The organism is Armatimonas rosea (assembly GCF_014202505.1).
GTDB classification, from domain to species: domain Bacteria; phylum Armatimonadota; class Armatimonadia; order Armatimonadales; family Armatimonadaceae; genus Armatimonas; species Armatimonas rosea.
The window spans coordinates 364,335-388,369 of the sequence record NZ_JACHGW010000001.1 but is presented as its reverse complement, the minus strand read 5'-3'; the positions used below and the strand labels follow the sequence as shown (position 1 = coordinate 388,369).

22 protein-coding genes are annotated in these 24,035 nt (G+C 63.5%); 18 read left to right on the top strand and 4 right to left on the bottom strand.

What is annotated here, in order from left to right:
• Window positions 1-1,344, bottom strand: a complete 1,344-nt coding sequence (locus tag HNQ39_RS01670) for an AAA family ATPase (RefSeq protein ID WP_184192215.1) — start codon at window positions 1,342-1,344, stop codon at window positions 1-3.
• Window positions 1,345-1,642: 298 nt separating this feature from the next.
• Between HNQ39_RS01670 and HNQ39_RS01665 the strand changes: the two genes are divergently transcribed.
• Both HNQ39_RS01665 and HNQ39_RS01660 read left to right on the top strand, forming a co-directional pair.
• Window positions 1,643-3,328 carry a GAF domain-containing protein gene (locus tag HNQ39_RS01665; protein ID WP_184192214.1) on the top strand — a complete coding sequence of 562 codons (1,686 nt, stop codon included), beginning with the start codon at window positions 1,643-1,645 and terminating at the stop codon, window positions 3,326-3,328.
• On the top strand, window positions 3,325-3,771 hold the full coding sequence (locus tag HNQ39_RS01660) for a response regulator (protein WP_184192213.1): 447 nt from the start codon (window positions 3,325-3,327) through the stop codon (window positions 3,769-3,771). The genes HNQ39_RS01665 and HNQ39_RS01660 overlap by 4 nt, the downstream gene beginning before the upstream one ends.
• Window positions 3,772-3,776: 5 nt before the next feature.
• On the opposite strand, the gene HNQ39_RS01655 is transcribed toward HNQ39_RS01660, so the two are convergent.
• The gene (locus HNQ39_RS01655) at window positions 3,777-4,277 is read right to left on the bottom strand and encodes a hypothetical protein (RefSeq protein ID WP_184192212.1); all 501 of its coding nucleotides are present in this window, start codon (window positions 4,275-4,277) and stop codon (window positions 3,777-3,779) included.
• 119 nt (window positions 4,278-4,396) lie between these two features.
• Here HNQ39_RS01655 and HNQ39_RS01650 point away from each other — a divergent pair, with 119 nt between their 5' ends.
• The 16 genes from HNQ39_RS01650 to HNQ39_RS01575 all read left to right on the top strand — a co-directional run bounded on the left by HNQ39_RS01650 (window position 4,397) and on the right by HNQ39_RS01575 (window position 21,348).
• Window positions 4,397-5,680 carry a potassium channel family protein gene (locus tag HNQ39_RS01650; RefSeq protein WP_184192211.1) on the top strand — a complete coding sequence of 428 codons (1,284 nt, stop codon included), beginning with the start codon at window positions 4,397-4,399 and terminating at the stop codon, window positions 5,678-5,680.
• Window positions 5,681-6,904: a S41 family peptidase gene (locus HNQ39_RS01645; RefSeq protein ID WP_184192210.1), complete on the top strand. Its 1,224-nt coding sequence runs from the start codon at window positions 5,681-5,683 to the stop codon at window positions 6,902-6,904.
• 593 nt (window positions 6,905-7,497) lie between these two features.
• On the top strand, window positions 7,498-8,505 hold the full coding sequence (argC, locus tag HNQ39_RS01640; protein ID WP_184192209.1) for an N-acetyl-gamma-glutamyl-phosphate reductase: 1,008 nt from the start codon (window positions 7,498-7,500) through the stop codon (window positions 8,503-8,505).
• Window positions 8,496-9,659, top strand: a complete 1,164-nt coding sequence (argJ, locus tag HNQ39_RS01635) for a bifunctional glutamate N-acetyltransferase/amino-acid acetyltransferase ArgJ (protein WP_184192208.1) — start codon at window positions 8,496-8,498, stop codon at window positions 9,657-9,659. Before argC ends, argJ begins: the two co-directional genes overlap by 10 nt.
• Before the next feature lie 135 nt (window positions 9,660-9,794).
• Window positions 9,795-12,560 carry a DUF1553 domain-containing protein gene (locus tag HNQ39_RS01630; protein ID WP_184192207.1) on the top strand — a complete coding sequence of 922 codons (2,766 nt, stop codon included), beginning with the start codon at window positions 9,795-9,797 and terminating at the stop codon, window positions 12,558-12,560.
• Between the two features lie 4 nt (window positions 12,561-12,564).
• Window positions 12,565-13,983 carry a DUF1501 domain-containing protein gene (locus tag HNQ39_RS01625; protein ID WP_184192206.1) on the top strand — a complete coding sequence of 473 codons (1,419 nt, stop codon included), beginning with the start codon at window positions 12,565-12,567 and terminating at the stop codon, window positions 13,981-13,983.
• A gap of 71 nt (window positions 13,984-14,054) precedes the next feature.
• On the top strand, window positions 14,055-15,074 hold the full coding sequence (locus HNQ39_RS01620) for an ankyrin repeat domain-containing protein (protein WP_184192205.1): 1,020 nt from the start codon (window positions 14,055-14,057) through the stop codon (window positions 15,072-15,074).
• Window positions 15,075-15,179: 105 nt separating this feature from the next.
• The gene (gene argB, locus HNQ39_RS01615) at window positions 15,180-16,028 is read left to right on the top strand and encodes an acetylglutamate kinase (protein ID WP_184192204.1); all 849 of its coding nucleotides are present in this window, start codon (window positions 15,180-15,182) and stop codon (window positions 16,026-16,028) included.
• A gap of 1 nt (window position 16,029) precedes the next feature.
• A complete protein-coding gene (locus HNQ39_RS01610) occupies window positions 16,030-16,497 on the top strand; it encodes a GNAT family N-acetyltransferase (protein WP_184192203.1) in 468 nt (155 codons plus the stop codon).
• Between the two features lie 44 nt (window positions 16,498-16,541).
• Complete coding sequence (locus tag HNQ39_RS01605) at window positions 16,542-16,982, top strand: GNAT family N-acetyltransferase (RefSeq protein WP_184192202.1); 441 nt, start codon at window positions 16,542-16,544, stop codon at window positions 16,980-16,982.
• A 1-nt stretch (window position 16,983) separates the two neighbouring features.
• Window positions 16,984-17,628 carry an FMN-binding negative transcriptional regulator gene (locus tag HNQ39_RS01600; RefSeq protein ID WP_184192201.1) on the top strand — a complete coding sequence of 215 codons (645 nt, stop codon included), beginning with the start codon at window positions 16,984-16,986 and terminating at the stop codon, window positions 17,626-17,628.
• Window positions 17,625-18,827 (top strand): acetylornithine transaminase, encoded by a 1,203-nt coding sequence (locus HNQ39_RS01595; protein WP_184192200.1) that lies wholly within the window; start codon window positions 17,625-17,627, stop codon window positions 18,825-18,827. Before HNQ39_RS01600 ends, HNQ39_RS01595 begins: the two co-directional genes overlap by 4 nt.
• 3 nt (window positions 18,828-18,830) lie before the next feature.
• On the top strand, window positions 18,831-19,106 hold the full coding sequence (locus tag HNQ39_RS01590) for a hypothetical protein (protein ID WP_184192199.1): 276 nt from the start codon (window positions 18,831-18,833) through the stop codon (window positions 19,104-19,106).
• Between the two features lie 31 nt (window positions 19,107-19,137).
• On the top strand, window positions 19,138-20,538 hold the full coding sequence (gene argF, locus HNQ39_RS01585; protein WP_184192198.1) for an ornithine carbamoyltransferase: 1,401 nt from the start codon (window positions 19,138-19,140) through the stop codon (window positions 20,536-20,538).
• Between the two features lie 98 nt (window positions 20,539-20,636).
• Window positions 20,637-20,810 carry a hypothetical protein gene (locus HNQ39_RS01580; RefSeq protein WP_184192197.1) on the top strand — a complete coding sequence of 58 codons (174 nt, stop codon included), beginning with the start codon at window positions 20,637-20,639 and terminating at the stop codon, window positions 20,808-20,810.
• Window positions 20,811-20,853: 43 nt separating this feature from the next.
• On the top strand, window positions 20,854-21,348 hold the full coding sequence (locus HNQ39_RS01575; protein WP_184192196.1) for an acetate and sugar kinases/Hsc70/actin family protein: 495 nt from the start codon (window positions 20,854-20,856) through the stop codon (window positions 21,346-21,348).
• Here the strand turns inward: HNQ39_RS01575 and HNQ39_RS01570 are convergent.
• Together HNQ39_RS01570 and HNQ39_RS01565 are read right to left on the bottom strand one after the other, a co-directional pair.
• Complete coding sequence (locus tag HNQ39_RS01570; protein ID WP_184192195.1) at window positions 21,345-22,700, bottom strand: serine hydrolase domain-containing protein; 1,356 nt, start codon at window positions 22,698-22,700, stop codon at window positions 21,345-21,347. The genes HNQ39_RS01575 and HNQ39_RS01570 overlap by 4 nt on opposite strands.
• A 3-nt stretch (window positions 22,701-22,703) precedes the next feature.
• Window positions 22,704-23,969: an MFS transporter gene (locus HNQ39_RS01565; RefSeq protein WP_184192194.1), complete on the bottom strand. Its 1,266-nt coding sequence runs from the start codon at window positions 23,967-23,969 to the stop codon at window positions 22,704-22,706.
• Between the last annotated feature and the right edge of the window lie 66 nt (window positions 23,970-24,035).

Below are 24,035 nucleotides of genomic sequence, written 5' to 3'. Positions count from 1 at the left end.
CTACTTCCCCGGCAGGCCGAGCCGTACCCGTGCGGCAAGGAGACCGGTCTCGCGGATCGAGGTCGTGTCCATGGCGAGTGCGGCCAGGAGCGAGCCGCCGCCCCGGTCGGTGAGGAGGGTCTGGAGCTCGGCAAAGAGGCGCTCGGTGGCGGGATCGTGCTGGGCTTGCTGGACATCGTAGAGCGCGCTCAGGGCCGCCTCGGGCTCGCCAAGCTGGGCAAAGGCCACTCCCTGCCAGCGCCGCGCCTCGGCCTGACTCGCTCTCTGCCCAAGGTTCTCAAAGTGGGCGGCGGCTTCTTCAAAGAGCAAGACCGCCCGCGCCGGGTCATCGGTGAGGGTGATGCGGCCCAGCACTAGGAGCGCACTGGCAAAGCCCTCCCGGTTCTGTCCCTCCCGCGCGACAGCCAGCGCACGCTCGGCCAGATCAAATGCGGGCTCGGGCTCGTGTAGGCGCAGGTGCCCCAAGGCCAGCGCCAGCAAGACACCAGTGGGCCCGAGCTGTGCCTGCGGCGGCGCCTCGGGCAAGGCGATCACCACCTGGTAGCGTCCTTCGTCCTCGGCGACCAGCCCCGCACGCACCAGAACGTCCATCGAGCGCTGCCAGCCCTTGCCCCAGCTCACCTCGATATCCTCCGCCCGTGCCCCGGTCGCAAAGAGAGAGAGTACCCCCAGCAGCCGCCCCACCCCCTCGGGCAGGCGCTCCAGAAGCAGATCACGGGCGATAGTCAGCGGGGTGGCGGTCCCACCGTGCAGGGTCAGGGCCGTGAGCTGTGTCTCCAGGCGCACCCGTAGCGCGGTCAGCGGCTCGGTCTCCAGGAGCGCGGCCACGAGACGCACGGCCTGGGGGTTGCCATCGAGGAAGCGCGCCACCGACGCGGCCTCTTCGGGGTCGAGCTCCTTGCGGCTCCAGCCCACGAGCAAGCGCCGTGCCTCGCTGACATGTAGCAGAGGAAGCTCCAGGGCCTGCTCGTGTGGCAGCCCGAGCGGGGCGTGCGCCGTGGTGAGCAGGTGGAGTGTGGGAAAGCGAGCGAGGAGCGGAGTCACCAGCGCGGGCCACTCCAGGCTGTCGAGGATCACGAGTGCTGCCTCCGCACTCGACGGCACCTGGCGGACGACTGCCTCTTGGGCGATGTCGGCGTGGCGCACCCCTCGCAGGCTCACCCAGAACACTCCCGCCGGAAACGCTCCTGCCTCGGCCAGGCGGTGGGCGGCGGCGTGGGCAAGCGCACTCTTACCGCCCCCCGCAGGGCCGTAGAGCGTCACGAGCCGATGGGCACAGACCGAGCGCACCAGCGCCCCCAGAGCCTCATCCCGACCGACCAGCTTATCCGAAAACGCCCGCAATCGAGCGAACGCTGCCTCTCTTGCCGAACCTTCCACGTCGTTGAACCGCCGCCCCGCGCCTCAAGAAGTGTGAGAAGCGCCAAGTCGCCATTGTAGCACGCGGAAGTTTAGTTTGCAGGGTGCGCGGATCGACGGCCTGAAAGTCCATCTCTGGGCCGCCTACGGCGAATCGGGCCGAGCCCGCACCGAATCTTTCGCCACGGGCTCGGCCCGATTCGCGACGTGAGGAACGAACGAAGCGGCCTGGGCGGGGCCTTTCAGGCCCTGGCAAAGGATTTGCAGGGTATACTGCCCCCTGATGAACTTGGATGCCATCCCTCTGCGACAGATCACGCTTCTCTCCCATGCGGCCGTTGCGAACTGGACCGCGCACGAGCTCCTGGAGCACTATATTCTGGAGGCAACCAAGGCGACCGGCGCGACCCGTGGGTTTATCGCGCTGGCCGAGGCGGAGGCGGGCGGGCTGGTCTTGCTGGCGACCGCGGGCGCGGGCTGGACCGACGAAGCCCGGCAGAACCGGCTCTCGGAGAAGGACCGCACCAGCACGATCACGTCGCTGGTGGCACAGACCGGCGCTCCCGTGCGGGTCGCCGATGCGCCCCACGATGTCGAGGGGTACGCGTCGTTCTTTCCCGGGATTCGCTCGGTGCTGGCCGTGCCGCTCTCGCTGGAGCGCGACGAGCGCGTGCGGGGGGTGCTCAACCTGGAGTCCGATCGGATCGGGGCCTTCACCGAGGAGCACGAGGCCTTTGTGCAGACCGTCGCCGATCTAGCGGCCCTGCGGCTCTCCATGGACGATCTCCGGGAGCGCGAGGCGGCGCTGGTGCAGATCGGCAAGGAGCTCTCGGGCTCACCGGACCTGGACGCCATGCTCGATAGGGTCGTGGCGATCACGAGCCAGGTACTCCGCGCCGAGGAGTGCTCGCTCTACTTTCTGGATCAGGCGAGCCAGAAGCTCACCCTCGCCGCGACCCGTGGCAAGGGAGTCCGCCCGGCGCGAAAAGAGTACGAGCTGGGCGCGGGACAGACAGGGACGGTCGCGGCAACGGGCGGGGTCGTGCGCGATCTCGATGAGATGCGCGCTTTTTTAGGGGTCCCGATTCCGTCTGTGGCAGGCACGGTCGGAGTACTCCGGGTGATCCGCAAGGAGTCCAGCTCGCCTTGGTTCCCCAATGACTTCACGGATGTCGAGGAAGAGGCTCTGCTCACGATTGCAGCACAGGTCGGGGCGGCGATGGACAACGCGCGGCTCTTTGCACGGCTCATGCAGTCCGAGCGCATGGCATCGTGGGGGGAGATGAGCGCACAGTCCAGTCATATCATCGGCAACCGGGTCTTTGTCATTAAAGGCAACCTCAACGAACTGGAATACGTGCTCCAGAACGGCGGAGAGGTTCGTCCGCTGGTAGAGGGAATGAAGCAAGGGCTCTACAGGTTGGAGGAGATCCTGGCCGAGTTTCGGGACTTCGTGATGGCAGGGAACTTGGCCCCAACACCAGGCGATCTCAATGAGCTGACCCAAGTCGCGCTGGGGGAGACATTTCCCAAGCGCGGCAGTGTGGTTCTAGAGGCCCTCTACTCCCCTGAGGCACTCCCCATCTTGGCGGATGGCGCAAAACTCAAGCGCGCCCTCTCGGAGCTAATCGAGAATGCGGTGACCTTTATGGAGGCGCAGGGGGGAGGGACCCTGACCGTGACAACCCGTAAGAGCGGGCGCCGAGAGCCCCTGCCCAACCGGATGTCTCTGCCCCGAGGCGACTATGCCCTCCTCACGTTTCGAGACACCGGCCCCGGTGTCCCGGAGCCCGAGAAAGAGAAGATCTTCCGCCCCTTTATCACCTCACGTGCACGGGGGATGGGGCTAGGGCTGGCAATTGTAAAAGGTATCATTGAGGCGCACCACGGCGGCATCGTCGAGACGGGCGCGCACGGGCAGGGCGCATGCTTTGAGATCGCGCTGCCACTGAAAAAGGGAGGAAAATGACGATGATTCGAGTTCTGGTTGTAGACGACGAAGACGAAGTACGGGCGGCACTGGGCCGGCGGCTGGAGCGTGAGGGCTACGCGGTTGTCACAGCGGGCTCCGAGGCGGAGGGCCTGAGCGCGCTCAAGACCGTGGAGCACCCCTACGATATTGTGATCACAGACATGAACATGGGCGACCCCAACTCGGGGATGCACATTCTTGAGGGAGCCGTCTCACGGGATGTCTTCACCGAGGTGATCGTGCTCACGGCCTACGGGAATGTCGCCAACGCGGTCGAGTGCATGCGGCGCGGTGCCTACGACTACATCGAGAAGAACATGCCCGGCGTGGATGTCTTCGAGCTGCTGGTCATGAAGCTAGAGCAGGCCTGCCAGCGCCGCCGCCAGTCGGTGCAGACCGTCCGGCGGCTAGAAGAGTTCCACAAGCGCCACGGGGAGTAGCCCCCTCAGGCAGCAAGCGCCAGAGCCTCTGGCTCTTGCTGCCGCGCGAGGCTACGACAGTGGCTAAGAATCGGGCCGGTCCAGTCCTTGTGGCAGTTGGTCACCAAGATCGTCTCAAAGCCGTGCCGCAGGCCCGCCTGACGCGTCCCTAGCTTGTCATCGGCAATGAGCGTGAGACCAAAGGCAGGACCATGCTTCTGGCTCCGGCTCGGTGCCCGCCCCGCACGATGAGCGCTACCGTGCTCCTGCGCCGTGATGACTCCGCCCAGGCGAATCCCATTGAGCCGAAAGTAAAGGGCGATCCGGCTCTGAGGCAGGTGGCTCAGCGTGTAGATCCAGATCTCCCAGCCCTCGCTCTGGAGTGCCCGTAGCAGCTCCAGGGTCCCGACGCGAAGTCGCGGCTGAAAAAACAATGCCCCCAGCCCCTGGGGCTCCTCACAGAAAAACTCCCCTACCTCAGGCACCAGAGTGCCACTCCACCCAAACGCGATACGCTTCTTATCCAAGACTCAACACGCTCCCCAAAGATCTCTGCATTACATCTGGGCTATATTCTTGGTATCACAGGGAGCAAACACAAGGGAGATTTTCCGCGCGCCGTCTCCGAGACTGGTTATAATACGGTATGCCCCTCCCGTTTAGTGCTCCTGAGCTCTCCGATCATGTGGTGGTCTGCGGCCTGGGACGCTTTGGCCTACGGATCGTCTCGCTCCTGCGGGAACAGGGGGTGGCGGTGGTGGCGATCACGAGCCCCGAGACACGCGAGGACCGGCGGGTGGCGGCCCTGGACCTGGGGGCGCAGCTCCTGACGGGCGACTTTCGCTTCCCCGATACCCGCGAGGCCGCCCGCCTAGAGACCGCCCGCGCCCTGATCCTAGCCACCTCGGACGACCTGGCGAACCTGGAGACCGCGCTGGATGTGCGCGGGCAGCACCCCACCCTCTGTATCGTCATGCGCCACTCCGACGAGCGCTTGGGGGAGCGGCTCCAGCAGGACTTCGACCTGAACCATGTCCTCGTGCCCCCTATCCTCGCTGCGCCACACTTCGCCGAGGCCGCGCTCGCACCCGTCCCGGAGCGCCCCCACTCCCGGAAGCGCCTCGCCCCACTCCGCCGGGGACGTCGCCCCTACCGCCCGGACCTGACACAGCTCCTGCTGCTGCTGGTGCTCTTGTTTCTGGGGGGAGTCTTGGTCTTTCACAAGAACCTGAACCTGGGCTACCTGGACGCGGCGTACTTCACGATGACGATCCTAACGACCGTGGGCTTTGGGGACTTCAACCTCCAGAGTGCCCCGGCTCCCGTGAAGCTCTTTGGGATGCTCCTCATGTTTGGTGGGGTCTTGCTCCTGGCCACGCTCTCGTCGCTGCTGACCAACTACATCCTCTCCGGGGCGGCGCAGCAGGCCCGTGCGGAGCGCACCGCCCGGCGTTTTCGAGGGCATGTGATTGTCTGTGGGCTGGGAAGTGTGGGATTTGCTATCGCGCGGCACCTTCGGGCACGAAACCTGCAAGTAGTGGTAGTGGACAAGACACCCGACGACGATTTCTTTCGGGATCTGGCGGGAAGGCTTCCCACACTGCTGGGAGACGCCACCCGCCCCGAGACTCTCCTTCGGGCGGGGATACGGCGGGCGCGGGCGGTGGTAGCCTCCACGTCCAGTGATGCGCTCAACCTGGAGATCGGGCTCACGGCGCAGGCTCTGGTAGAGGAGCTTCGCCCCGAGCAGCCGCTCTCTCTGGTGCTGCGGTGTTTTGATCCAGACCTGGCGCGGCGAATCCACCGCGTCTCACAGAACTATACGCTGCTTTCCTCAGCGGAGATCGCGGCCCCTATCTTTGTGGAGGCCGCCTTGCACCCAAAAACAGCGGGTGTTGTTTCAGAGACTACTCTGGAAGGAAGTACTTAGATGCGACTTCGTGCACTTTTGACGGTTGGTGTTTTCTTTGCCGCGCTTCCGGGCGCACTTGCGCAGGCGATCTCTTCGGAGGCCAAGGACAAGGTCCTGCTCAGCATGCAGAACACGATCCAGCGCCAGGCCTTTGTCCCGGGAGTCGACTTTGCCCAGTGGCCCAGCTTTCTCGCCAAGCGCCAGTCCGAGGTCGACAAGGCAGAAGATATCCCCACGTTTGTCAATACCGTCAATAGTGCCCTCCGTGACTTTGGCATCAGCCACATCCGCCTCTTCTCTCCGCAGAGCGCCAAGGCCCGGGTCACCGGAGTCTCGCAGGGCTTTGGGATGGCGACCCAGAAGAGCGAGAGCGGCCTCGTGGTAACCGCGATCGCCCCCAAGAGCCCCGCCGCGCAGCTCGGGATCGAGGCCGGCGACGAGATCCTCCAGGTCGAGGGCATGGACAAGCCCACCACCTACCCCATCCCCGCCGACCGCGACACCACCGCTCTGACGGTCAAGCGCAAGAGCACGGGCACCATCAAGCACTTCCTGCTGGCCAAGAAGTCCTACTCCACCGACCGCCCCAACACGCTTACCTGGACCAACAAAGACACCGCGGTCCTGCGCATTCCCTCGTTCTCCCGCACCTACGACGCCAAGCAGATCGAGGGCTTTGTCGCGGAGGTGAACCAGAAGAAGGCCAAGGCGCTGGTGCTGGACCTGCGGAGCAATGGCGGCGGCTTTGTGCGCAACTGCCAGCACCTGCTCTCGCTCCTAAGCCAGCCGGGAACCCCCATTGGCACCAATGTGGACCGCCGCATCACCGAGCGCTATGTCCAAGACACCGGCGGCGATAGCAAGGACATGGTGGCGATCGCCAAGTGGTGTGGCCCCACCAGCAAGACCGTGAAGATGACCCAGCAGCCGTTTCTGGGCAAGCTCGCCATCCTGCTAGACCGTGGCTCGGCTAGCGCCTCGGAGATCACCAGCGCGGTTCTCAAGGAGCAACGGGGTGCCGTGCTGATCGGCAAGCAGTCCGCGGGGGCTGTCTTGGTCTCGCTCTTTATTCCCCTTGTCAGCACCGACGGCTTCGAGGTGCAGGTCCCCCTCTCGGACTATGTCTCGCCGGGTGGGATGCGTCTGGAGAAGAACCCCCTCAAGCCCGATGTTGCGGTTGAAGCGCCCGTCACCGAGGAGAGCGACCCGGTCCTAGAGAGCGCCCTGAAGGCGATTAAGTAGGTTAGACCGTCCCTATTTAGTCGCCCCCGTTGGAGGGGGGCGTCTTGCTATCGTCGCAGGCTCCGATACGAAGGGCTCTGCCCATAATTTGGTATGGCCGAAGGCCTTTGTGTCCGAGGAACGAGGACAGTAAGACGCCCCCCTCCAACGGGGGCGGTCTAAATAGGGGCGAGCCCAAAGACTTGACAGCCGATTTTCTTTGGCCTATACTTTTGACCTAAGCGATGCAAAAAACTCAGATCAGCCGTCGCCGCGTCCGTCGTCCCTCCGAGGTCACGGGCTAGGCGCTTCAAAAACGCGAACCGTGACCGGAAGGGAGTGACCTTTCTGGGGAGCGGCTACGTGTGGAGAGTGCATCAATAAATTGTGTTTGGCGTGGCCGCAGGGGAAACCCTGGCGGCCTTTTTTGTTTGTCCAGCCGATTAGAACGGCCGGACGGGAGCCCTCCCCCGTTAGAGGGGGGAGGCTGGAGAGCCTATGGCTACAAAGCCCGTTCCGGGCATACGGAATTTATATGGCCGGAACGGCCTTTGTAGCGGAGCCTGCGACGCTCTGCAGTCCCGCCCCTCCAACGGGCAGGAAGTGAGGAAAGTATGACAGTAGCAATCGTTGGTGTGACAGGATACGGCGGCGGGGAGCTGGCGCGGCTCCTCGCGCGGCATCCCGGTGTCGAGGTGACACAAGTGATCTCCGATAGCTCGGCAGGCAAGCCCCTCGCCAGCGCGTTTCCGGGGCTTGCGGGAACCAAGCTGGGTGCGCTGATCTGCGAGAAAAAAGGCGGGGAGATTACGGCAGACGTAGTCTTTCTGGCCCAAGAAAACGGCTACGCCATGACGGTCGCCGGGGCGCTTCTGGCGGCAGGCAAGCGCGTGATCGACCTGTCTGCAGACTTCCGGCTGACGGATACGGCGGCCTGGGAAAAGTTCTACAAGATGCCCCCCGCCGCCCCGGAGCTCCTGGCGCAAGCCGTCTACGGAATGCCCGAGCTAGTCGGAAAAGAGAAGATCGCCAGTGCGCGACTCATTGCCAATCCGGGGTGCTATGTCACAGCCAGTAGCCTCGCGCTCGCGCCGCTGGTCAAGCATCACGGGCTGTCAGGAATTATCATCGACGCCAAGTCCGGGGTGAGTGGCGCAGGCCGCTCCAAGTCTGACACGATCTACCGCTACGCCGAGATGAACGAGACCGTCCGGCCCTACGCCGTGGGTGGCGGCCACCGACACACGCCCGAGATCGCGCAGAATATCGGAGCGAGCGTGCTCTTCACGCCGCATCTGGTGCCCATGACCCGCGGAATTTTGGCGACGTGCTACGGCTCCACCAACGCCAGTGCCGCCGAGCTCACCGAGACACTGAAGCAGTTCTATGCCGACGCGCCGTTTGTGGTCGTGCGGGAGCCGGGCGACTGGCCCTCGACCAAGGACGTGGCAGGCTCGAACTTCTGCCATCTCGCGGTGGCGAGCACGGGCGAGCAAGCCATTGTCGTTTCCGTGATCGACAACCTCGTCAAGGGCGCGGCGGGGCAGGCGATCCACAATATGAACATCATGCTCGGCTTCGACGAAACCGCCGGGCTCGAAGGAGGCGGTCTGTGGCCGTAACGTTTGCAAAGGGTTTTGCCTGCGCGGGAGTCGTGGCGGGGATCAAGAAGAGCGGCGCAAGAGATGTGGCGCTGCTTGTCTCGATCAGCGGGCCGGCGGCGGCGGCGATGGTGGGGACCCTAAACCAGGTCTGTGCACCGTCGGTGAAGCGCAACCGAGGGCTCGTGCCGGGGCGGATCGATGGAGTCGTGGTGAACGCGGGATGCGCCAATGTCGCCACTGGCCCTGAGGGGGTCGCCAACAATGAGCAGATGGGCGCGGCACTGGCGGGCAAGACCCTGCTCACCGCCAGCACGGGCGTGATCGGTGTCCAGCTTCCCCAGGCCAAGCTCCTCGCGGGAATCGCCGCCGCCGAGGCCGCGCTCTCGGAGGATGCCAGCGCCGACTTCGCCGAGGCGATCATGACGACCGACCTGGTGCCCAAGACTGCACAGACCGAGCTCACCCTGGGCGGCACGACCGTGCGGATCGGTGGTGCGTGCAAGGGAAGCGGGATGATCGCCCCCAACATGGCGACCATGCTGGCCTTTGTCACCACCGACATCACGCTGGAGCCAGAGCGGCTCGACACCGCCCTGCGCCGCGCGGTGGACGTGAGCTTTAACTGCATGACGGTGGATGGCGACACCTCGACCAGTGACCAGTGCATCCTGCTGGCCTCGGGCGCGGCGGGCAATACGCCCCTCTCGGGCTCCGAGTTTGAGGCCTTTGTCGCCGCCCTCTCCGAGGTCTGTGTGACGCTCGCTAAGAAAGTGGCGCGCGATGGCGAGGGGGCAACCAAGCTGGTCGAAGTGCGCGTGACAGGTGCGCCGAGCGAGGCCGATGCCAAGAAAGTGGGGCGCACGATTGCGGAGTCGCCGCTCGTCAAGACCGCCCTCTTTGGCAACGACCCGAACTGGGGCCGCCTGATGATGGCCGCCGGCCGCGCGGGCGTCCCCTTCGACCCCGAGCGCGCCTCGGCGACGCTGGCGGGCATTGAGGTCTTCAAAAACGGCGTCCCCGCCGCCTTCGACAAAGCCGCCGCGTCGGAGGCGATGAAGACCGATGAAGTCCTCGTGACCGTGGATCTGGGCGCAGGCGACGGCAAAGCGACGTTCTACACCTGTGACTTTTCCTACGAGTATGTCAAAATCAATGCGGAGTATACGACGTAACCTCTCCTCCCCTGCCCTCCTCTCCCGGGCGTTCGTACCTCACTGGGAAAGGAGGGAGATTCAGGCTCCCCTTTCCCAACGAGCTTGCGAGTGCCCGGGAGAGGGGCAGGGGGAGAGGTTAGAAGGATAGAGGCAATGAAGCGAGCGATTCTGGTTGCAGCGATAACGGCACTGGGCGGGGCAAGCGCCCTGGCGACACCGGCAAACAAGGCGGCACTGGGCGTGCGCTACGGGCGGTTCCTATCCGCACGCCTCGACACCTGCTCGACCTGCCACCAGAGCGCTCCGGGGGCAAAGCCCGGCGTGACGCTCGACGAGTTCCCCCACAACCCGTTTGGCGCACGCCTCAAGGCAGTCGCGGCGGTGCTGAAGAAGTCCGGCCAGCGCGCGGACCTCGGGCGGCGGCTGGAGAAGATCGCGGGCGAGGACAGCGATGGAGACGGAGTCGCCAACGAGGCCGAGCTCCTGCTAGGCCACAACCCCGGCGATGCTAAAGATAAGCCCACGGCGAGCGAGCTGTCTGGCCTAGCGAAGCTCAAGCCCACCTTCACCGCGTTTCGTAGCGAGTACCGGTGGCAGCCCTTTGAGAGTGTCGTCGCGCCTGCGGTGCCGAACCTGAGTAACCTCTCCCCCTGCCCCCTCCCCCGGGCACTCGCAAGCTCGTTGGGGAAGGGGGTTCTGAAAGCCCCTTTCCCACGCCCTGAGGGCACCCGGAATGAGCGCCCGGGAGAGGGGTTGGGGAGAGGTTACTCAGGGAGAGGTTCTCAAAACCCCATCGATGCCTTCCTAGCTGTCGAGCAGCAGAAGCGCGGGCTGGCTGTCCAGCCGCCTGCCGATAAGCGAACCCTCCTGCGGCGGGCGACGCTGGATATAACGGGGCTCGTGCCAACTCCGAAGGAGATTGAGGCGTTTCTGGCGGACAAGTCGCCCGATGCCTACGAGAAAGCCGTGGAGCGCCTGCTGGCCTCGCCGCGGTATGGCGAGCGCTGGGGGCGGCACTTTATGGATGTCTGGCGGTACTCGGACTGGGCGGGCTGGGCCGATGGCGGGCAGATTCGCGACAGCCAGCCGCATATCTGGCGCTGGCGGGACTGGATTGTCGAGTCACTCAACGCCAACAAGGGCTACGACAGGATGGTCCAGGAGATGCTCGCCGCCGATGAGCTGGCCCCCGGCGACCCGCAAGCGCTCCGTGCCACGGGCTTTCTGGCGCGCAACTACAAGCTCCTCAGCCGGGAACAGTGGCTGGAGGACACGGTCAATCACACCTCAAAGGCGTTCCTGGGGATCACGATGCACTGCGCCAAGTGCCACTCTCACATGTACGATCCCATCCCCCAGACCGACTACTACCGGTTCCGAGCGATCTTCGAGCCGCACCAGGTCCGGCAAGACCGCGTGCCCGGCGAGCTAGACACGACCAAAGACGGCCTCCCACGGGTCTACGACGCCGACCTGAAAGCGCCGACCTATCTCTTTGTTCGCGGCGATGAGCGCAACCCGGATAAGTCAAAGGCGCTGGAGCCGGGTGTCCCGGAGGCACTGGGAGGCAAGCTCGTGATCCAGCCCGTGGCCTTGCCCGCCGCCGCTGTCACACCGGACCGCCGGGAGTTTGTCCAGCGCGATCTACTCAATGCTAGCAACGCCGCGCTCCTGGCCGCGTTTCGGGCGCAGGCCGCCAAGCCCAGCCCCCTCGCCGATGCCGAGGTCGCGCTGGCGCAGGCAAAGCACAAGGCGCTCCTGGCGATCTTAGAAGTGGAGACCACAAGCACCAAGGCCGCCGCCGAGCTGACGGTCCAAGCCCAGCGCGAGGTGGCTGTCGCCGAGGCACGCAAGAACCTGCTGGCCGCCGAGGCGAAGAAGCGCCCGGAGGCACAGAAAGCGCTCGACACCGCCGAGGCAGCGCTCAAGCAGCCACTAAATAGCAACTACACGCCGCGCTTCACGGCCTACCCTGCGGAGAGCTCGGGGCGGCGCCTGGCGCTGGCACGCTGGCTGACCGATAAGCAGAACCCACTGACAGCGCGAGTGGCGGTCAACCATGTCTGGCTGCGGCACTTCGGGCAGGCGCTGGTCCCCAGTGTCGCCGACTTTGGCCGCAATGGCCGCAAGCCCACCCACCCACAGCTCCTCGACTATCTCGCGGACCGGTTCATGGCCAGCGGCTGGGATCTCAAGGCACTCCACAAGCTGATTCTCACCAGCACCGCCTACCAGCGCGACAGCCGCGCCACGCCTGAGAACCTCAAGCGCGACCCCGACAACCTCTACCTCTGGCGCAAGAGCCCCCTTCGTCTCGAGGCCGAGGCCGTCCGCGACAACGTGCTCTTTGCCGCCGGGCACCTCGATGAAACACGAGGGGGGGCTGAGATCGACCAAAACGCTGCCCTGACCTCGCAGCGCCGGAGCCTCTACCTCCGAAACGCTGCCGAGAAACAGTCCGAGCTGATGCAGATCTTCGATGGCCCCAGCGTGACGGAGTGCTACGAGCGCAAGCCATCGGTCATGCCCCAGCAAGCGCTCGCCCTCGCCAACAGTGAGCTGGCCCTGCGGGAAGCACGGGCGCTGGCATTTAACCTCTCCCACCCCCAGCCCCTCCCTCCCCCGGGCGTTCGTACCTCACTGGGGAAGAGAGGGGAGCCAGAATCGGGTTCCCCTTTCCCAGTGAGGAACGACGGGTACCCTCTGGGTGCGGGAGAGGGGCTAGGGGAGAGGTTATCCAACGCGCCGGTGTTTATCAAGAACGCCTTCGAGCGGATTCTCTCTCGCCCCCCCACGACCACCGAGGCTCAGGAGTGCTTGCGCTTCCTCGCGGCCGGGGGCGAGGCCAGCCTTCAGCGACGCTACGAGAACCTGGTGCTGGTTCTCTTCAATCACAACGACTTCGTGACGGTGAGGTAAGCAGATGCGACGATCATCACTCTCAGATACCGGAATGGGCATGACGGGCCTGGCGCTCGGGGCGCTGCTGCAACGCGACGCCTGGAAGAAGCAGATCGACCGGGGGGCGTCGGGGCGGCCGCCGCGCGCCAAGTCGGTGATCTGGATCTTTCTGTGCGGCGGGGTCAGCCACCTGGAGAGCTTCGATATCAAGCCGGAGCTCAATAAGTACGCGGGCAAGTCTATCGAGGAGACCCCCTACAAGGCCGTGCTCGATCCCAAGCGGGTCAATGCCAATATTGTGGGCGGCAACCCCAACCATGGCAACCGCAAGACCATCATGCCGCTCCAGACGGGCTACAAGAAGTACGGCCAGTGCGGGCTGGAGGTGGGCGACTGGTTCACGAATATCGGGACCTGCGCCGACGACCTGGCCGTGGTTCGCTCGCTCTGGACACTCGACAACGACCACGGAGCGCAGCTCACCTTCCAGACGGGCCGCCATGTCCGCGAGGGTGCGCACCCAACTGTCGGCTCCTGGGCCTGCTACGGCCTCGGCACGCTGAACGAGAACCTGCCCGAGTATGTCGTCTTAGGCAGCCCGACCGGCGACTGCTGTGGCGGCGCCTGGACCCACGGCGCGGCGTATCTTGGGCCGCAGTACGCCGGTGTCAAGCTCAGCGCCGACCCCAAGAAGCCCCTGCCCTTCCTCAAGCCCGCCGATAACTTGACTGCCGAAGAGCAAGCGGCGAACTTCTCGCTCATGGGCCGCCTCAACCGCCTCGCGGGAATCGACTACCCCGACGACAAGGACCTCCAGGCGCGGATCAAGGCCTACGAATTAGCGTTCCAGATGCAGACCTCCGTCCCTGAGACCCTCCAGCTCGAAAAAGAGTCGGCGGAGACCAAGGCGCTCTACGGACTCGATCAGCCACACACGAAAGCCTTCGGCGAGCAGTGCCTCGCGGCCCGGCGGCTGGTCGAGCGCGGCGTCCGGTTTGTCCAGCTCTTCCACGGCGGCGGCGGCGGCGGGGCCTGGGACGCGCACAGCGACGTGAAGGGCAACCACACGACTCTCGCAGCACAAGTAGACAAGCCCATCGCGGGCCTGCTCAAGGACCTCAAGCGGCGCGGCCTGCTCGACGAAACCCTCGTGGTCTTTGGCACCGAGTTCGGGCGTACCCCCGGCGCCGAGGGCACGGGCCGCGACCACCATCCCCAAGGCTTCTGCGCCTGGCTGGCGGGCGGCGGCGTGAAAGGCGGGATCACCCACGGCGCCACCGACGAGCTCGGCTTCTACGCGGTCGAGAACCCCCACTACCTCACCGACATCCACGCCACCGTGCTTCATCAGCTCGGCCTCGACTCCCGAAAGCTCGAAGTGCCCGGAAGAAAGCGCCTCGAAATCGACCACGGCCAGCCCATCAAGGAGATTCTCGCCTAGCTATGAAAGGGGCGACCACAAGAGTAAGACCGAAGGAGTACCGCCGAAGGCTGGTACGAAAAAGTCACGTCTTGCTTGAGGCACGCCAGCTCTGGGAACAGGAAAAACACGATCAAGCAGCAGATCTCTATGCCGAAGTGGCAGGCATGGAAGAGGAATTCATGCAGGAATGTAAAGATGCAAATTTCGCATCGGAGTATTTCACGCATGCCTTCAGCGCCATTCACTGCTGGCTTCATGCAGGGAATTTCTATCGCGCCCGATTTTTGGGCAACATAATCCTGGAACATCCTGATGTCTCAGAGCCGGTTCAGGAAAGAGTACAAGCTCTACTAGAAGGTATTCAGGATGGGCAGCAGCTCTACGCCAGAGTGGTAATCTCTTCTAGCTTTAACGAGTTTATGAAAACGGTGCGCAAAGAGGGCGATAAATATACCTGGATGACCTTTGCTGTTTCCCGCCGTGACCGAACGATAGTCGAGCGGTTACTTCAGGAGAGAATTATAGGCGATGTCAATCAGTGGGATTGGCACGGACGCTTCCCGATAACGGTTGCTGTTGAAAACGATGATCTGGATATGGTTCGTTTGCTTCACCATTGGGGAGCGAGTATCAGTGGGCAACGAAATCCACTATGGCGAGCTAGGAGTGCTGTCATGGTGGATTTACTTGTTGAACTTGGGGCTGATCCCAATGGAAAAACGGAAGGGTTGGCACCACTTCATAATGCCATCTACGAAGATAATTTTACAGAAGTGATTGAAGCCCTTATTAAACATGGAGCGGATATCAATGTCAAAACTGAGTACGACTCAACGCCACTTTGGGAGGCTATAGCACACTATGCCTCTGGGGATGTTGTTGCCTGTTTACTCGATCATGGGGCAGAGATTCCGTATCCACCTGACAGTTGCGAAATTTTAATTGAGTGGCTTCAGGGAACTGATCCTTGGCGTGGAGACCTCATTGCGTTTGTGAGAGAGTATCAAAGAACCAATGGAGACATTCCCTCAACATTTGGAGAGTTTCTCTCTTCGCATGGAGAGAGCCTTTCCTTGTCTGGAGACTCTCTCTCCAAGCCTGGAGAGTAGCTAAAGTCTTGTGGGGAAAAGGTCTCTAGACGTGGAGAGATAGCCCGAATGGGCTTTGTTTGAATTTCAGACGCCCAATTCATTGGGCGGTAGGAGAAATGTTTGATGCCAGAGCAGATTGCGGCGACGTTGATTCAGGCGCTGCCTTATATCCGGATCTTTGCCGGGAAGACGATCGTGATCAAGTACGGCGGCAATGCCATGATCGACGAGGAGCTGAAGAAAGCGGTGATGCGCGACTTGGTGCTGATGCGCCTGGTCGGGATCAACCCGATCCTCGTGCACGGCGGCGGGCCGGAGATCAACGAGGCGATGAAGAAGCTGGGCAAGGAGCCGGAGTTTGTCGCGGGGCGGCGCGTGACCGATGCGGAGACCATGGAGATCGTGGAGATGGTGCTGACGGGCAAGACCAACAAGAGCATTGTCGCGCATCTCAACGGCGAGGGGGTGCAGGCGGTCGGGCTTTCCGGGAAGGATGCGAACCTGCTGATCGCCACCAAGGACACCGACAACGGCGATATCGGATTTGTGGGCAAGATCGCGCACGTGAACCCGGAGATTATCCACACGCTCACCAACGGCGGCTACATCCCGGTGATCTCATCGGTGGCGGTGGGCGCGGATGGGCAGGCGTACAACGTCAACGCGGACACGGCCGCGGCGGCGCTGGCGGCGGCGCTCCATGCGGAGAAGCTGATCCTGATGACCGATGTCGAGGGCCTCTACCGGGACTTCTCGGACAAGAGCAGCCTAGTGAGCGAGCTCACAGCTAGTGAGGCGCGGCAGTGGATCGCCGACGGCATCGTGGACAAGGGGATGATCCCCAAGCTGGAGGCGTGCGCAAGCGCAGTCGAGGACGGCGTGCCGCGGGCACACATCATCGACGGTCGCCGTGCCCATGCGCTGCTGATCGAGCTCTTCACCGACACGGGTATCGGGACCATGGTGCGCTGAGTTGACGATTCGCGACGCCCGGCCGGACGAGGCCGGGCGGATCTATGCCATCACGCGCTCGGCCTTTCTGGAGTACGCCAGCGATGTCCCGCCGCCCTCGGCGCTCTTTGAGACCGAGGCGGAGGTGGTAAAAGAGCTGGCCGCAGGCAATCACCACGCGCTTCTGGCGGAGCGCGACGGCAAGGCCTTGGGCTGTGTCCGCTACGAGCTCGACCGGCGCGGCCTGCATTTTTTCCGGCTTGCTGTCTTGCCATCGGCGCGGCGGCAGGGAGTCGCCAAGGCGCTCTTGGCACGGCTGGAGGAAGTGGGACGAGCGCACGAGAAGTCGCGCCTCTGGTGTCATGTGCGGCCCAAGGTCAGCCGCAATGTCGCCCTCTACGAGAGTGTCGGCTACGCCCTAAACGGTGAGGATGTGATGGTGCGCAACGGATTTGTGATCCCCGTGGGAGTGATGGAAAAATGGCTCTAGAGAACTTAAAAATTTGGGAAGCAACTGCAACACCCGATGCCGCCATGAGTATCGCGTCTGTGCTGCAGGAAGCCTACGCCAACGACGAAAATGGGGTTCAGCCTCGCTCCACAGCGCTTGATGAGAAGTCGTGGGACATTTACTGTGCACTCGGGGAGAAACGCTACGAGGCCCTTCTCGTCTTTGCAAACTCGCGGCCCGCAGCTACCGTTCGCTGGCAGTTTGAGGACAATGCACTCTACTTCTCCCGGCTTGCGGTTCGTCCCTCGTTTCAGCGCCAAGGAATCGCGACTCTGCTGTTAGAGAGGCTAGAAGAGATTGCACACCAGGCGGGAGCGACACGCCTCACCTGCATGGTGCGGATCGAGATCGAGAAGAATCTGAACATGTACCTGCGGCGCGGTTTTGTTCTCGTGGATGAGCACAGTGTCTGTCGAGATGGGACGCCCGTACGAACAGGACACTTGGAAAAGAGGCTGGTCTAAGATGTACATACCACCGCATTTTCGCGTAGATGATCCCGAGGCGCTCACGGCATTTCTCCTTGCCAATAGCTTTGCAAGCTTAGTGACAGTTGTCAACGGCGAGCCCTTTGCGACGCACCTGCCGCTGCTCTACCAGCCGGAGACCAACTCGCTGATCGGGCACCTCGCCAAGGCCAACCCGCAGTGCGAGCACTTGGCAAATACTGAGAGCGTCTTGGCGATCTTCACCGGGCCGCACGGCTACATCTCGCCGCGCTGGTACACCCACGCACCTGCCGTCCCGACCTGGAACTACACCGCCGTCCACGTGTATGGGAAGCCCAAGCTCATCACGGAGCCCGAGGCGCTCACGAAAATCTTGCTCACGCTGGAGGCGCACTACGAACCGGAGCCAATCCCGTACGACGATACGTTTTTCGCGCCCAAACTTAAGGGAATCGTGGGTGTGGAGCTAGAAATCTCGCGGCTCGAAGGTAAGTTCAAACTCTCCCAAAACATCCCCGCCGAGAGCCGGGAAAAAGTAATCGCAAAACTAAAAGAATCCGAGCGAAGCGAGGCGGCTGAGGAACGAAGCCCCCGGGTACCCTTTGGGTGCGGACGTTTACCGTCCCGGCGGCTCTCCGAGATCATGGAAAACACGAAATGACAACAACGACAGAAGCGACGAAGACCGAGAGTGACTCTCGGCAGTGGGACCAGTCCCATGTGATGACCACCTACGCGCGGCAATCCGTGGAGCTCGTGCGCGGCGAGGGCTGCTGGCTCTTCGACACCGATGGCAAGCGCTACCTGGACTTTCTCTCGGGGATCGCGGTCTGCTCCGTGGGCCACGCGCATCCCTATCTGACCAAGGCGATTGCCGATCAGGCCGCGACTCTGATGCACGCCAGCAATCTCTACCTCACGCAGCCCCAAGCACGGCTGGCGCGGCGGCTGATCGAGCTCTCGGACTTTGAGCGCGTGTTCTTCTGCAACTCCGGCGCGGAGGCCAACGAGGCGGCGATCAAGCTCTCTCGAAAGTACGGGCGGAGCATTGCAGAGAGCAAGGTACGGATCGTCACCGCGACCAACTCCTTCCATGGGCGAACCCTCGCGGCGGTGACCGCGACCGGCCAGCCCAAGTACCACGAGCCCTTTGCGCCGCTCCCGCCCGGCTTTGACTACGTGCCGTTTAATGACATTGCGGCGCTGGAGGCCGCGGTCACCGACAACACGTGCGCGGTGCTCTTAGAGCCGATCCAGGGCGAGAGCGGGGTCCATCCCGCGACGCCGGAGTACCTTGCCAAGGCTCGCGAGCTCTGCGACAAGCACGGTGCCCTGCTGATCTTCGACGAAGTACAGACCGGAGTCGGGCGGACGGGCAAGATGTGGGCCTACCAGCAGTACGGCGTGATCCCCGATGTGATGACCCTCGCCAAGGGGCTAGGCGGGGGAGTTCCGATCGGTGCGTGCCTCGCCCGAGGAGCCGCCGCCGAGACCCTCAAGCCCGGCGACCACGGCTCGACCTTCGCAGGCAATCCCCTCTGCACCGCCGCCGCCAACGCCGTGCTCGATATCCTCGCCGATGAGCGCCTGACCCAGAACGCCGCGACCGTCGGGGCCTATCTGAGAGAGCGTCTTGCCTCGCTGGGAGCGCCGCGTGGGATGGGGCTAATGATCGGGCTGGAGCTCGATAAACCCATTGCAAAAAAAGTAGTGTCCGAGGCGCTGGCGCTGGGCCTGATCATCAATGCCACCGGAGACACGACCCTGCGAATCATCCCCGCGCTGATCCTCACCAAGGAATTAGCCGACGAAGGGGTGAATCTTCTGGAAAAGGCGATCCGAAACGCAGAGGCAAGCTAAGCGGTGCCCACGCTCGTCCTCAGGCTCCGCCCCGAGAAGCTCACGAACCCCGATGCGGATCTGCGCTACCTGGTGCCCCGCCTGCTCTGTGAGCGCTGTGAGGGCAAGCTCCACGAGGATGGCTATGACTACGAGGACGATAACGCGCTCTTGCTCTTCCTAAAAGCAGACGCGCCCGAGCAAGTGCTGCCTCGTGTCTGGGAGATACTGGAGACAGAGCCGGTGCTGGGCAATACGCTCGCCTTGGCTGCGGAGCTCTGGGTAGAAGAAACAGACTAGACGCCGATCTCAATCGGCGGGAATGAAAAGTATGGCAATTCAATTTACACGCAACGGACGAAAAGCGATGCTCTGGGCACAGGTCGAGGCCATGCGGCGGGGCGATGACTACGTGGAGCGGGAGCACCTGCTCCTTGGGCTCCTGCACGGTGAGGAGACCAGCGCCCTCCAGCTCCTGGCACGGATCGGCTACGCCCCCGAGGAGCTACGCCTGCGCATCTCCGGCCTGCTTAAGCCCGAGAATGGCGCGGCCCGCACCGAGTCCGCGACGCTCTCGCCGAGCGCCAAGCAGATTGTCGAGCAGGCGCGCCGGGAGACCGAGTCCACCGGTCACGACTATGTCGGCACCGAGCACCTCCTGCTCGCGCTCCTCCACGAGGCCCCGGCCAGTGTCGAGAGCGTGGGCCTGAGCTACGAAGGAGTCGCCCAAGCGCTCTCGTCGGGAATGGCCGGCGCGCTGAGCGAGGAGTTCAACCCCGCCCCCGAGCCCCTGGTATCGCGCCCCATGCCCCGTGCGGGCTTTCTCAAGGGACGCCACCTGCTCTCGGTCAACGACCTCACCACCGATGAGATCGAGCAACTCTTTGACCTCACCCGGGAGATCAAGCTCGGAAAGGCGCAGAAAGTGGCGGCGGGCAAGTGCGCGGCGCTGCTCTTTGAGAAGCCCAGCCTGCGCACCAAGCTCTCGTTCACGGTCGGGATGCAGCGCCTCGGTGGACACGCGATCTACTTTTCCAAAGAAGAGGTCGGACTGGGCCAGCGTGAGTCGGTCAAGGACGCTGCACGGGTGCTCTCTCGGATGGTGGATGCGATCATCATTCGCACGTTTGAGCACCGCAATATCGCCGAGCTCGCGCACTACTCCCGTGTCCCGGTGATCAATGCTCTGACAGACCTTGAGCATCCTTGCCAGGCACTCGCAGACTTTTACACCATCTTGGAGTACCGCTCGGAGACCCGCGGCCAGAAGCTGGTCTATATCGGCGATGGGTGCAACACGGCCATCAGCCTGATGCTCCTGGCGCCGCGCCTCGGGACACACTTCACCCTCGCCTGTCCGCCCGGCTACGAGCCCCCCGCGCCCCTGATCCAGCAGGCACAAGAGCTCGCCGCCTGGCACAACACCGAGTTTGAGATTGTCCATGACCCGGTGCGCGCCGCCGACGATGCCGATGTGCTCTACACGGATGTCTGGACCTCGATGGGGCAGGAGGCCGAGAAGGCCAAGCGCCTCGCCGACTTTGCCGGCTTCCAGATCGGTCCCCAGACACTGCGGGAGGCCAAAGAGGATGCCCTGATCCTACACTGCCTCCCCGCCCACTACGGCGAGGAGATCACCGAGGACGCGGTCGATAGCCCGCAGTCCGGCATCTTCGACCAAGCCGAGAATCGCCTACATGTCCAGCAGGCGCTCCTCGCCGCTGTCCTGTAGCGCCCCAGTGAGGTTTCCCACTGTAACGGGAATGGGGTAGCATGGTTCTAAGCACTGTCCCCCTCGTTCTAATCGGGGGGGAAGAAAGGTGATGTTTGATGCAACGACAGCTACAGAGTAATAAACTGATGCAGTGGGGAATGCTTTTTCTGGTCGTGGGGATCGCGATTCGGGTCGCACTGGTGCTAGGGCACTTGCTGGCCCCCTACGCCGGGCTGGCGATCTTTGCCGGAGTCGTGCTACTGGTAATTGGACTGATCCGCGGGAAGTAGCTCCCTCACGTGGCACGGTGCGTGCGGTACACTTGGGACAAGAATGCCCACCTACACCGCCTACCTCCGTATCCAGCGTGACTACCTCGCCATTCGCGTGATCGCCCGTAAAGGCTCCGGCGGCTACTACGAGGACGTTCCTCAGTTTGCCTACCACACCCATAGCAAGGAAGTGGTCGCCTTTGGGAGCGCCGCGACTCCCTACGCCGACTCACGGGGCTACGACATGGCGCGGGTCTTCCACCACCCCCGGCTGGCGATCCACGACCTCGAGAACACCTACAAGGTCCTGCGGCACTTCCTCGACAAGGCCATCCACCGGCGCATCCCGCTCTTGCGGCTGCACTTTGTGGTCCACATGCTCGATACCTGGGAGGGCGGCCTCACCGATGTCGAGAAGACTGCGCTCATCCAGACCTGCCGCGAGCTCGGGGCCAAGGGGATTGTGCTGTGCACCGGCCCCGAGGAGATGAGCGAGACCGAGGTGCTCGACCTCACCCGCCAGATCCGTAGCAACGAGTTCTACGAAGCGACCTAGACCTCTGTCCGCTGCCCGACAAGCGGCGCGAACTCGGTGGGGCCGAAGCTGGCGTTGAGGGAGTAGTGAAGCGTGACACTCTCGCCTTCAAACCGACAGATAGCCTCCGCAATAAACGGGGTCTCGACCGAGCAGAGACGCAGGGTGAGTGTCGTGTTGTCTTCGCTCCAAGCCGCGGCTCCCGCTGTGGCGTGGGGCTTGCCGTGCCACTGCCGGAAGCTCGTCTCGCCGGGGAGCCACGCGCCAAAGCCGCCCGTGAGCGTGTGCTCGTCGAGCGTGAGCGTGAGCTGTGACTCCGTGCTCTCGATCTGTAGAGTCTTGAGGCCCTGGTCGTTCTCGGGGAAGGCGTAGGTGCCGGCGAAGACGCGCCCCACTCCCGCAGGTTTTGTGAGCTCCCGTCGCCCGCCAAACGCGGGCAGGAGCTGGGCCCAGGCATGGTTCAGGACGGTCTGCATGTCCTTGACCCCCGACGTGATCGCCAGGACGGCGTCTTGCTCGGGGAGGACGACGCAGTACTGGCCAAACGCGCCATCGCCGCGATACGCGCCGTGGCGGCAGCGCCAGAACTGGAAGCCGTAGCCCTGCGCCCAGTCGCTCTCGGGGTTGTCGCCGTTGGCGATATGCTTCTTGGTCGCGTTGGCCACCCAGCCGTCGGGGAGCAGGCGCACCCCGTCCCAGACACCCTCGCTCAGGTAGAGCTGGCCGAACTTGGCGATATCCTCCGTGCGCACACTCAGCCCCCAGCCGCCCGTGTCGATCCCCAGCGGACACTGCTCCCAGGTCGGGTCGGTGATCCCCAGCGGCACAAAGAGGCGCGGCGTGAGGTAGTCCCGTAGCCGCTCGCCTGTGAGCTTGTGCAGGATCGCCGAGAGCATGTAGGTCGCGAGGCTGTTGTAGAGAAAGTGCGTCCCCGGCGCATGAGGGACATCGGCGGCCATAAACGAGCTCACCCAGTCGTTGGTCTCCGCGCGAAGCCCGCTCATCGGCTCGACCGCATGGCCCGTGGACATCGTCAGCAGGTCGTGCACCCGCATCGCGGCGAGGTTCTCGGAGACGCTCGCCGGGGCCTTCTCCGGGAAGAACGAGACCACTGTATCGTCGAGGCTTAGCCGTCCCTCTGCCACCGCCAGCCCGATCGCCGTGGCCGTGAAGCTCTTGGAGAGCGAGAAGAGCATGTGGCGCTTGTCTGAGCTGTACGGGTGCCACCAGCTCTCGGCGACAACAAAGCCATGGCGCACGAGCATCAGGCTGTGCAGCTCCAGGCCAGAGCCTGCGCAGGCGGAGAGAAACGCGGCGATACCGGAAGAATCGACGCCCTGGGCCTCGGGCGTGCTACGGGGAAGAGAGGTCATGGGCTATTTTACCCGCTCCTCAAGCTCTCCATCGCGGCGGTCCATCAGCGCGGCGGGGATCAGGGGGACGATCAGCAAGACCAGCGCGGTCGTGCCGGCATTGAGCCAGACCAGGTTCTTAAAGTTCCAGTGCAGGCGCTCGTAGAACCAGGAGCCCAGCAGGTTGGAGAGGGCGGCAGTCAGGTTCAAGACGCTCATCAGCAGGGAGTAGCCCAGCGCCTCGTTCTTCTTGGGAGTCGCCCGCCCGCAGAGGTCCCAGAGCGGCAGCACCGCCAAGGTCCCCACAAAGCCCGCCAGCCCCTCGATCACCAGAGCCGCGGTCACCGAGTTGTAGAAGAGATAGAACAGCGTCCCGACACTACTCAAGATAATCCCCAAGGGAAGCAACCGCCGCAGGGAGAGCCGGCTACAGAGACGAGAGTAGAGCAGTGCGGCCAGGAGCCCACAGCCCCCGCTGATCATCCCCATGTTGCCGATAAACTGCTCGCTCAGCTTCAGCGTGTCTTGCTGGTAGAAAAGAAGCGGTGTCCCAAACCCCGGCGCGATCGACAACAAACAGCACATCAGCAGGCCCCACCAGAGCGAGCGCGATGCAAAGGTCGCCTTGAGCTGCTCCCCCACCGCACTCCACGACGGTGCCGGTGCGTCCGCGACGGGAGGCTCGTGGAGGAAGAGGGCGACCAGAGGAACCAGGAGAAAGAAACACCCCGCGCAGATCCCAATGGTCAGCCCAAACGCCTTGGTTGCCAGATAGCCCCCCAGCGGCCCCGCGATCAGCCCAACCAGGTTATTGATCGCCAGCCGCTGCGAGGTCAGCCGCCCGATGGAGCCATTGCGCTTCCCCGCGTCCACCAAGAGCCCCCCGAGCGCCGTGCTCGCCACCACAAAGACCGCAATCGTGATGGTCTGCATCACCAGGAGCGTGTTGTAGGTCTTGGGCAGGAGCGCCAGCAAGAGCCAGCACAGCCCCCCCACAAACGTGCTAAAGAGCAAGTAGTGCTTGCGCCGGGTTCCCAGCAAGGTGAGGTTATCGGAGAACAAGCCCGCGATAGGCTTGACGTAGCTCGCAAACCCAATCACCAGGTTGAAGAACGCCACCGCCTCGGCACCAAGATGGAGCTTGTTTTTCAGATAGAGGTTGATCGGCAGGGTGCAGATATTGATCGCGAGCCACGTCAAGAGCCAGCCCGATGCCAAGACCGCCGATGTCTGTTTCTGCTCGGAGGCACTCTGGGGAAGGGAGGTTGGGGTTGCGGCAGCAGTTGTCATGTAGAGGAGTTCCTTATGACAGGGGTATACGTCGGAGTGCCCTCGCATCGGGACAGAAAGCCATGG

What these genes read in the sequence shown, in the direction of transcription:
- HNQ39_RS01665 (WP_184192214.1), top strand. Translation starts at nt 1,643, where the DNA reads ATGAACTTGGATGCCATCCCTCTGCGACAGATCACGCTTCTCTCCCAT.
- HNQ39_RS01660 (WP_184192213.1), top strand. Translation starts at nt 3,325, where the DNA reads ATGACGATGATTCGAGTTCTGGTTGTAGACGACGAAGACGAAGTACGG.
- HNQ39_RS01650 (WP_184192211.1), top strand. Translation starts at nt 4,397, where the DNA reads ATGCCCCTCCCGTTTAGTGCTCCTGAGCTCTCCGATCATGTGGTGGTC.
- HNQ39_RS01645 (WP_184192210.1), top strand. Translation starts at nt 5,681, where the DNA reads ATGCGACTTCGTGCACTTTTGACGGTTGGTGTTTTCTTTGCCGCGCTT.
- argC (WP_184192209.1), top strand. Translation starts at nt 7,498, where the DNA reads ATGACAGTAGCAATCGTTGGTGTGACAGGATACGGCGGCGGGGAGCTG.
- HNQ39_RS01630 (WP_184192207.1), top strand. Translation starts at nt 9,795, where the DNA reads ATGAAGCGAGCGATTCTGGTTGCAGCGATAACGGCACTGGGCGGGGCA.
- HNQ39_RS01625 (WP_184192206.1), top strand. Translation starts at nt 12,565, where the DNA reads ATGCGACGATCATCACTCTCAGATACCGGAATGGGCATGACGGGCCTG.
- argB (WP_184192204.1), top strand. Translation starts at nt 15,180, where the DNA reads ATGCCAGAGCAGATTGCGGCGACGTTGATTCAGGCGCTGCCTTATATC.
- HNQ39_RS01605 (WP_184192202.1), top strand. Translation starts at nt 16,542, where the DNA reads ATGAGTATCGCGTCTGTGCTGCAGGAAGCCTACGCCAACGACGAAAAT.
- HNQ39_RS01600 (WP_184192201.1), top strand. Translation starts at nt 16,984, where the DNA reads ATGTACATACCACCGCATTTTCGCGTAGATGATCCCGAGGCGCTCACG.
- HNQ39_RS01595 (WP_184192200.1), top strand. Translation starts at nt 17,625, where the DNA reads ATGACAACAACGACAGAAGCGACGAAGACCGAGAGTGACTCTCGGCAG.
- argF (WP_184192198.1), top strand. Translation starts at nt 19,138, where the DNA reads ATGGCAATTCAATTTACACGCAACGGACGAAAAGCGATGCTCTGGGCA.
- HNQ39_RS01580 (WP_184192197.1), top strand. Translation starts at nt 20,637, where the DNA reads ATGCAACGACAGCTACAGAGTAATAAACTGATGCAGTGGGGAATGCTT.
- HNQ39_RS01575 (WP_184192196.1), top strand. Translation starts at nt 20,854, where the DNA reads ATGCCCACCTACACCGCCTACCTCCGTATCCAGCGTGACTACCTCGCC.
- HNQ39_RS01570 (WP_184192195.1), bottom strand. Translation starts at nt 22,700, where the DNA reads ATGACCTCTCTTCCCCGTAGCACGCCCGAGGCCCAGGGCGTCGATTCT.
- HNQ39_RS01565 (WP_184192194.1), bottom strand. Translation starts at nt 23,969, where the DNA reads ATGACAACTGCTGCCGCAACCCCAACCTCCCTTCCCCAGAGTGCCTCC.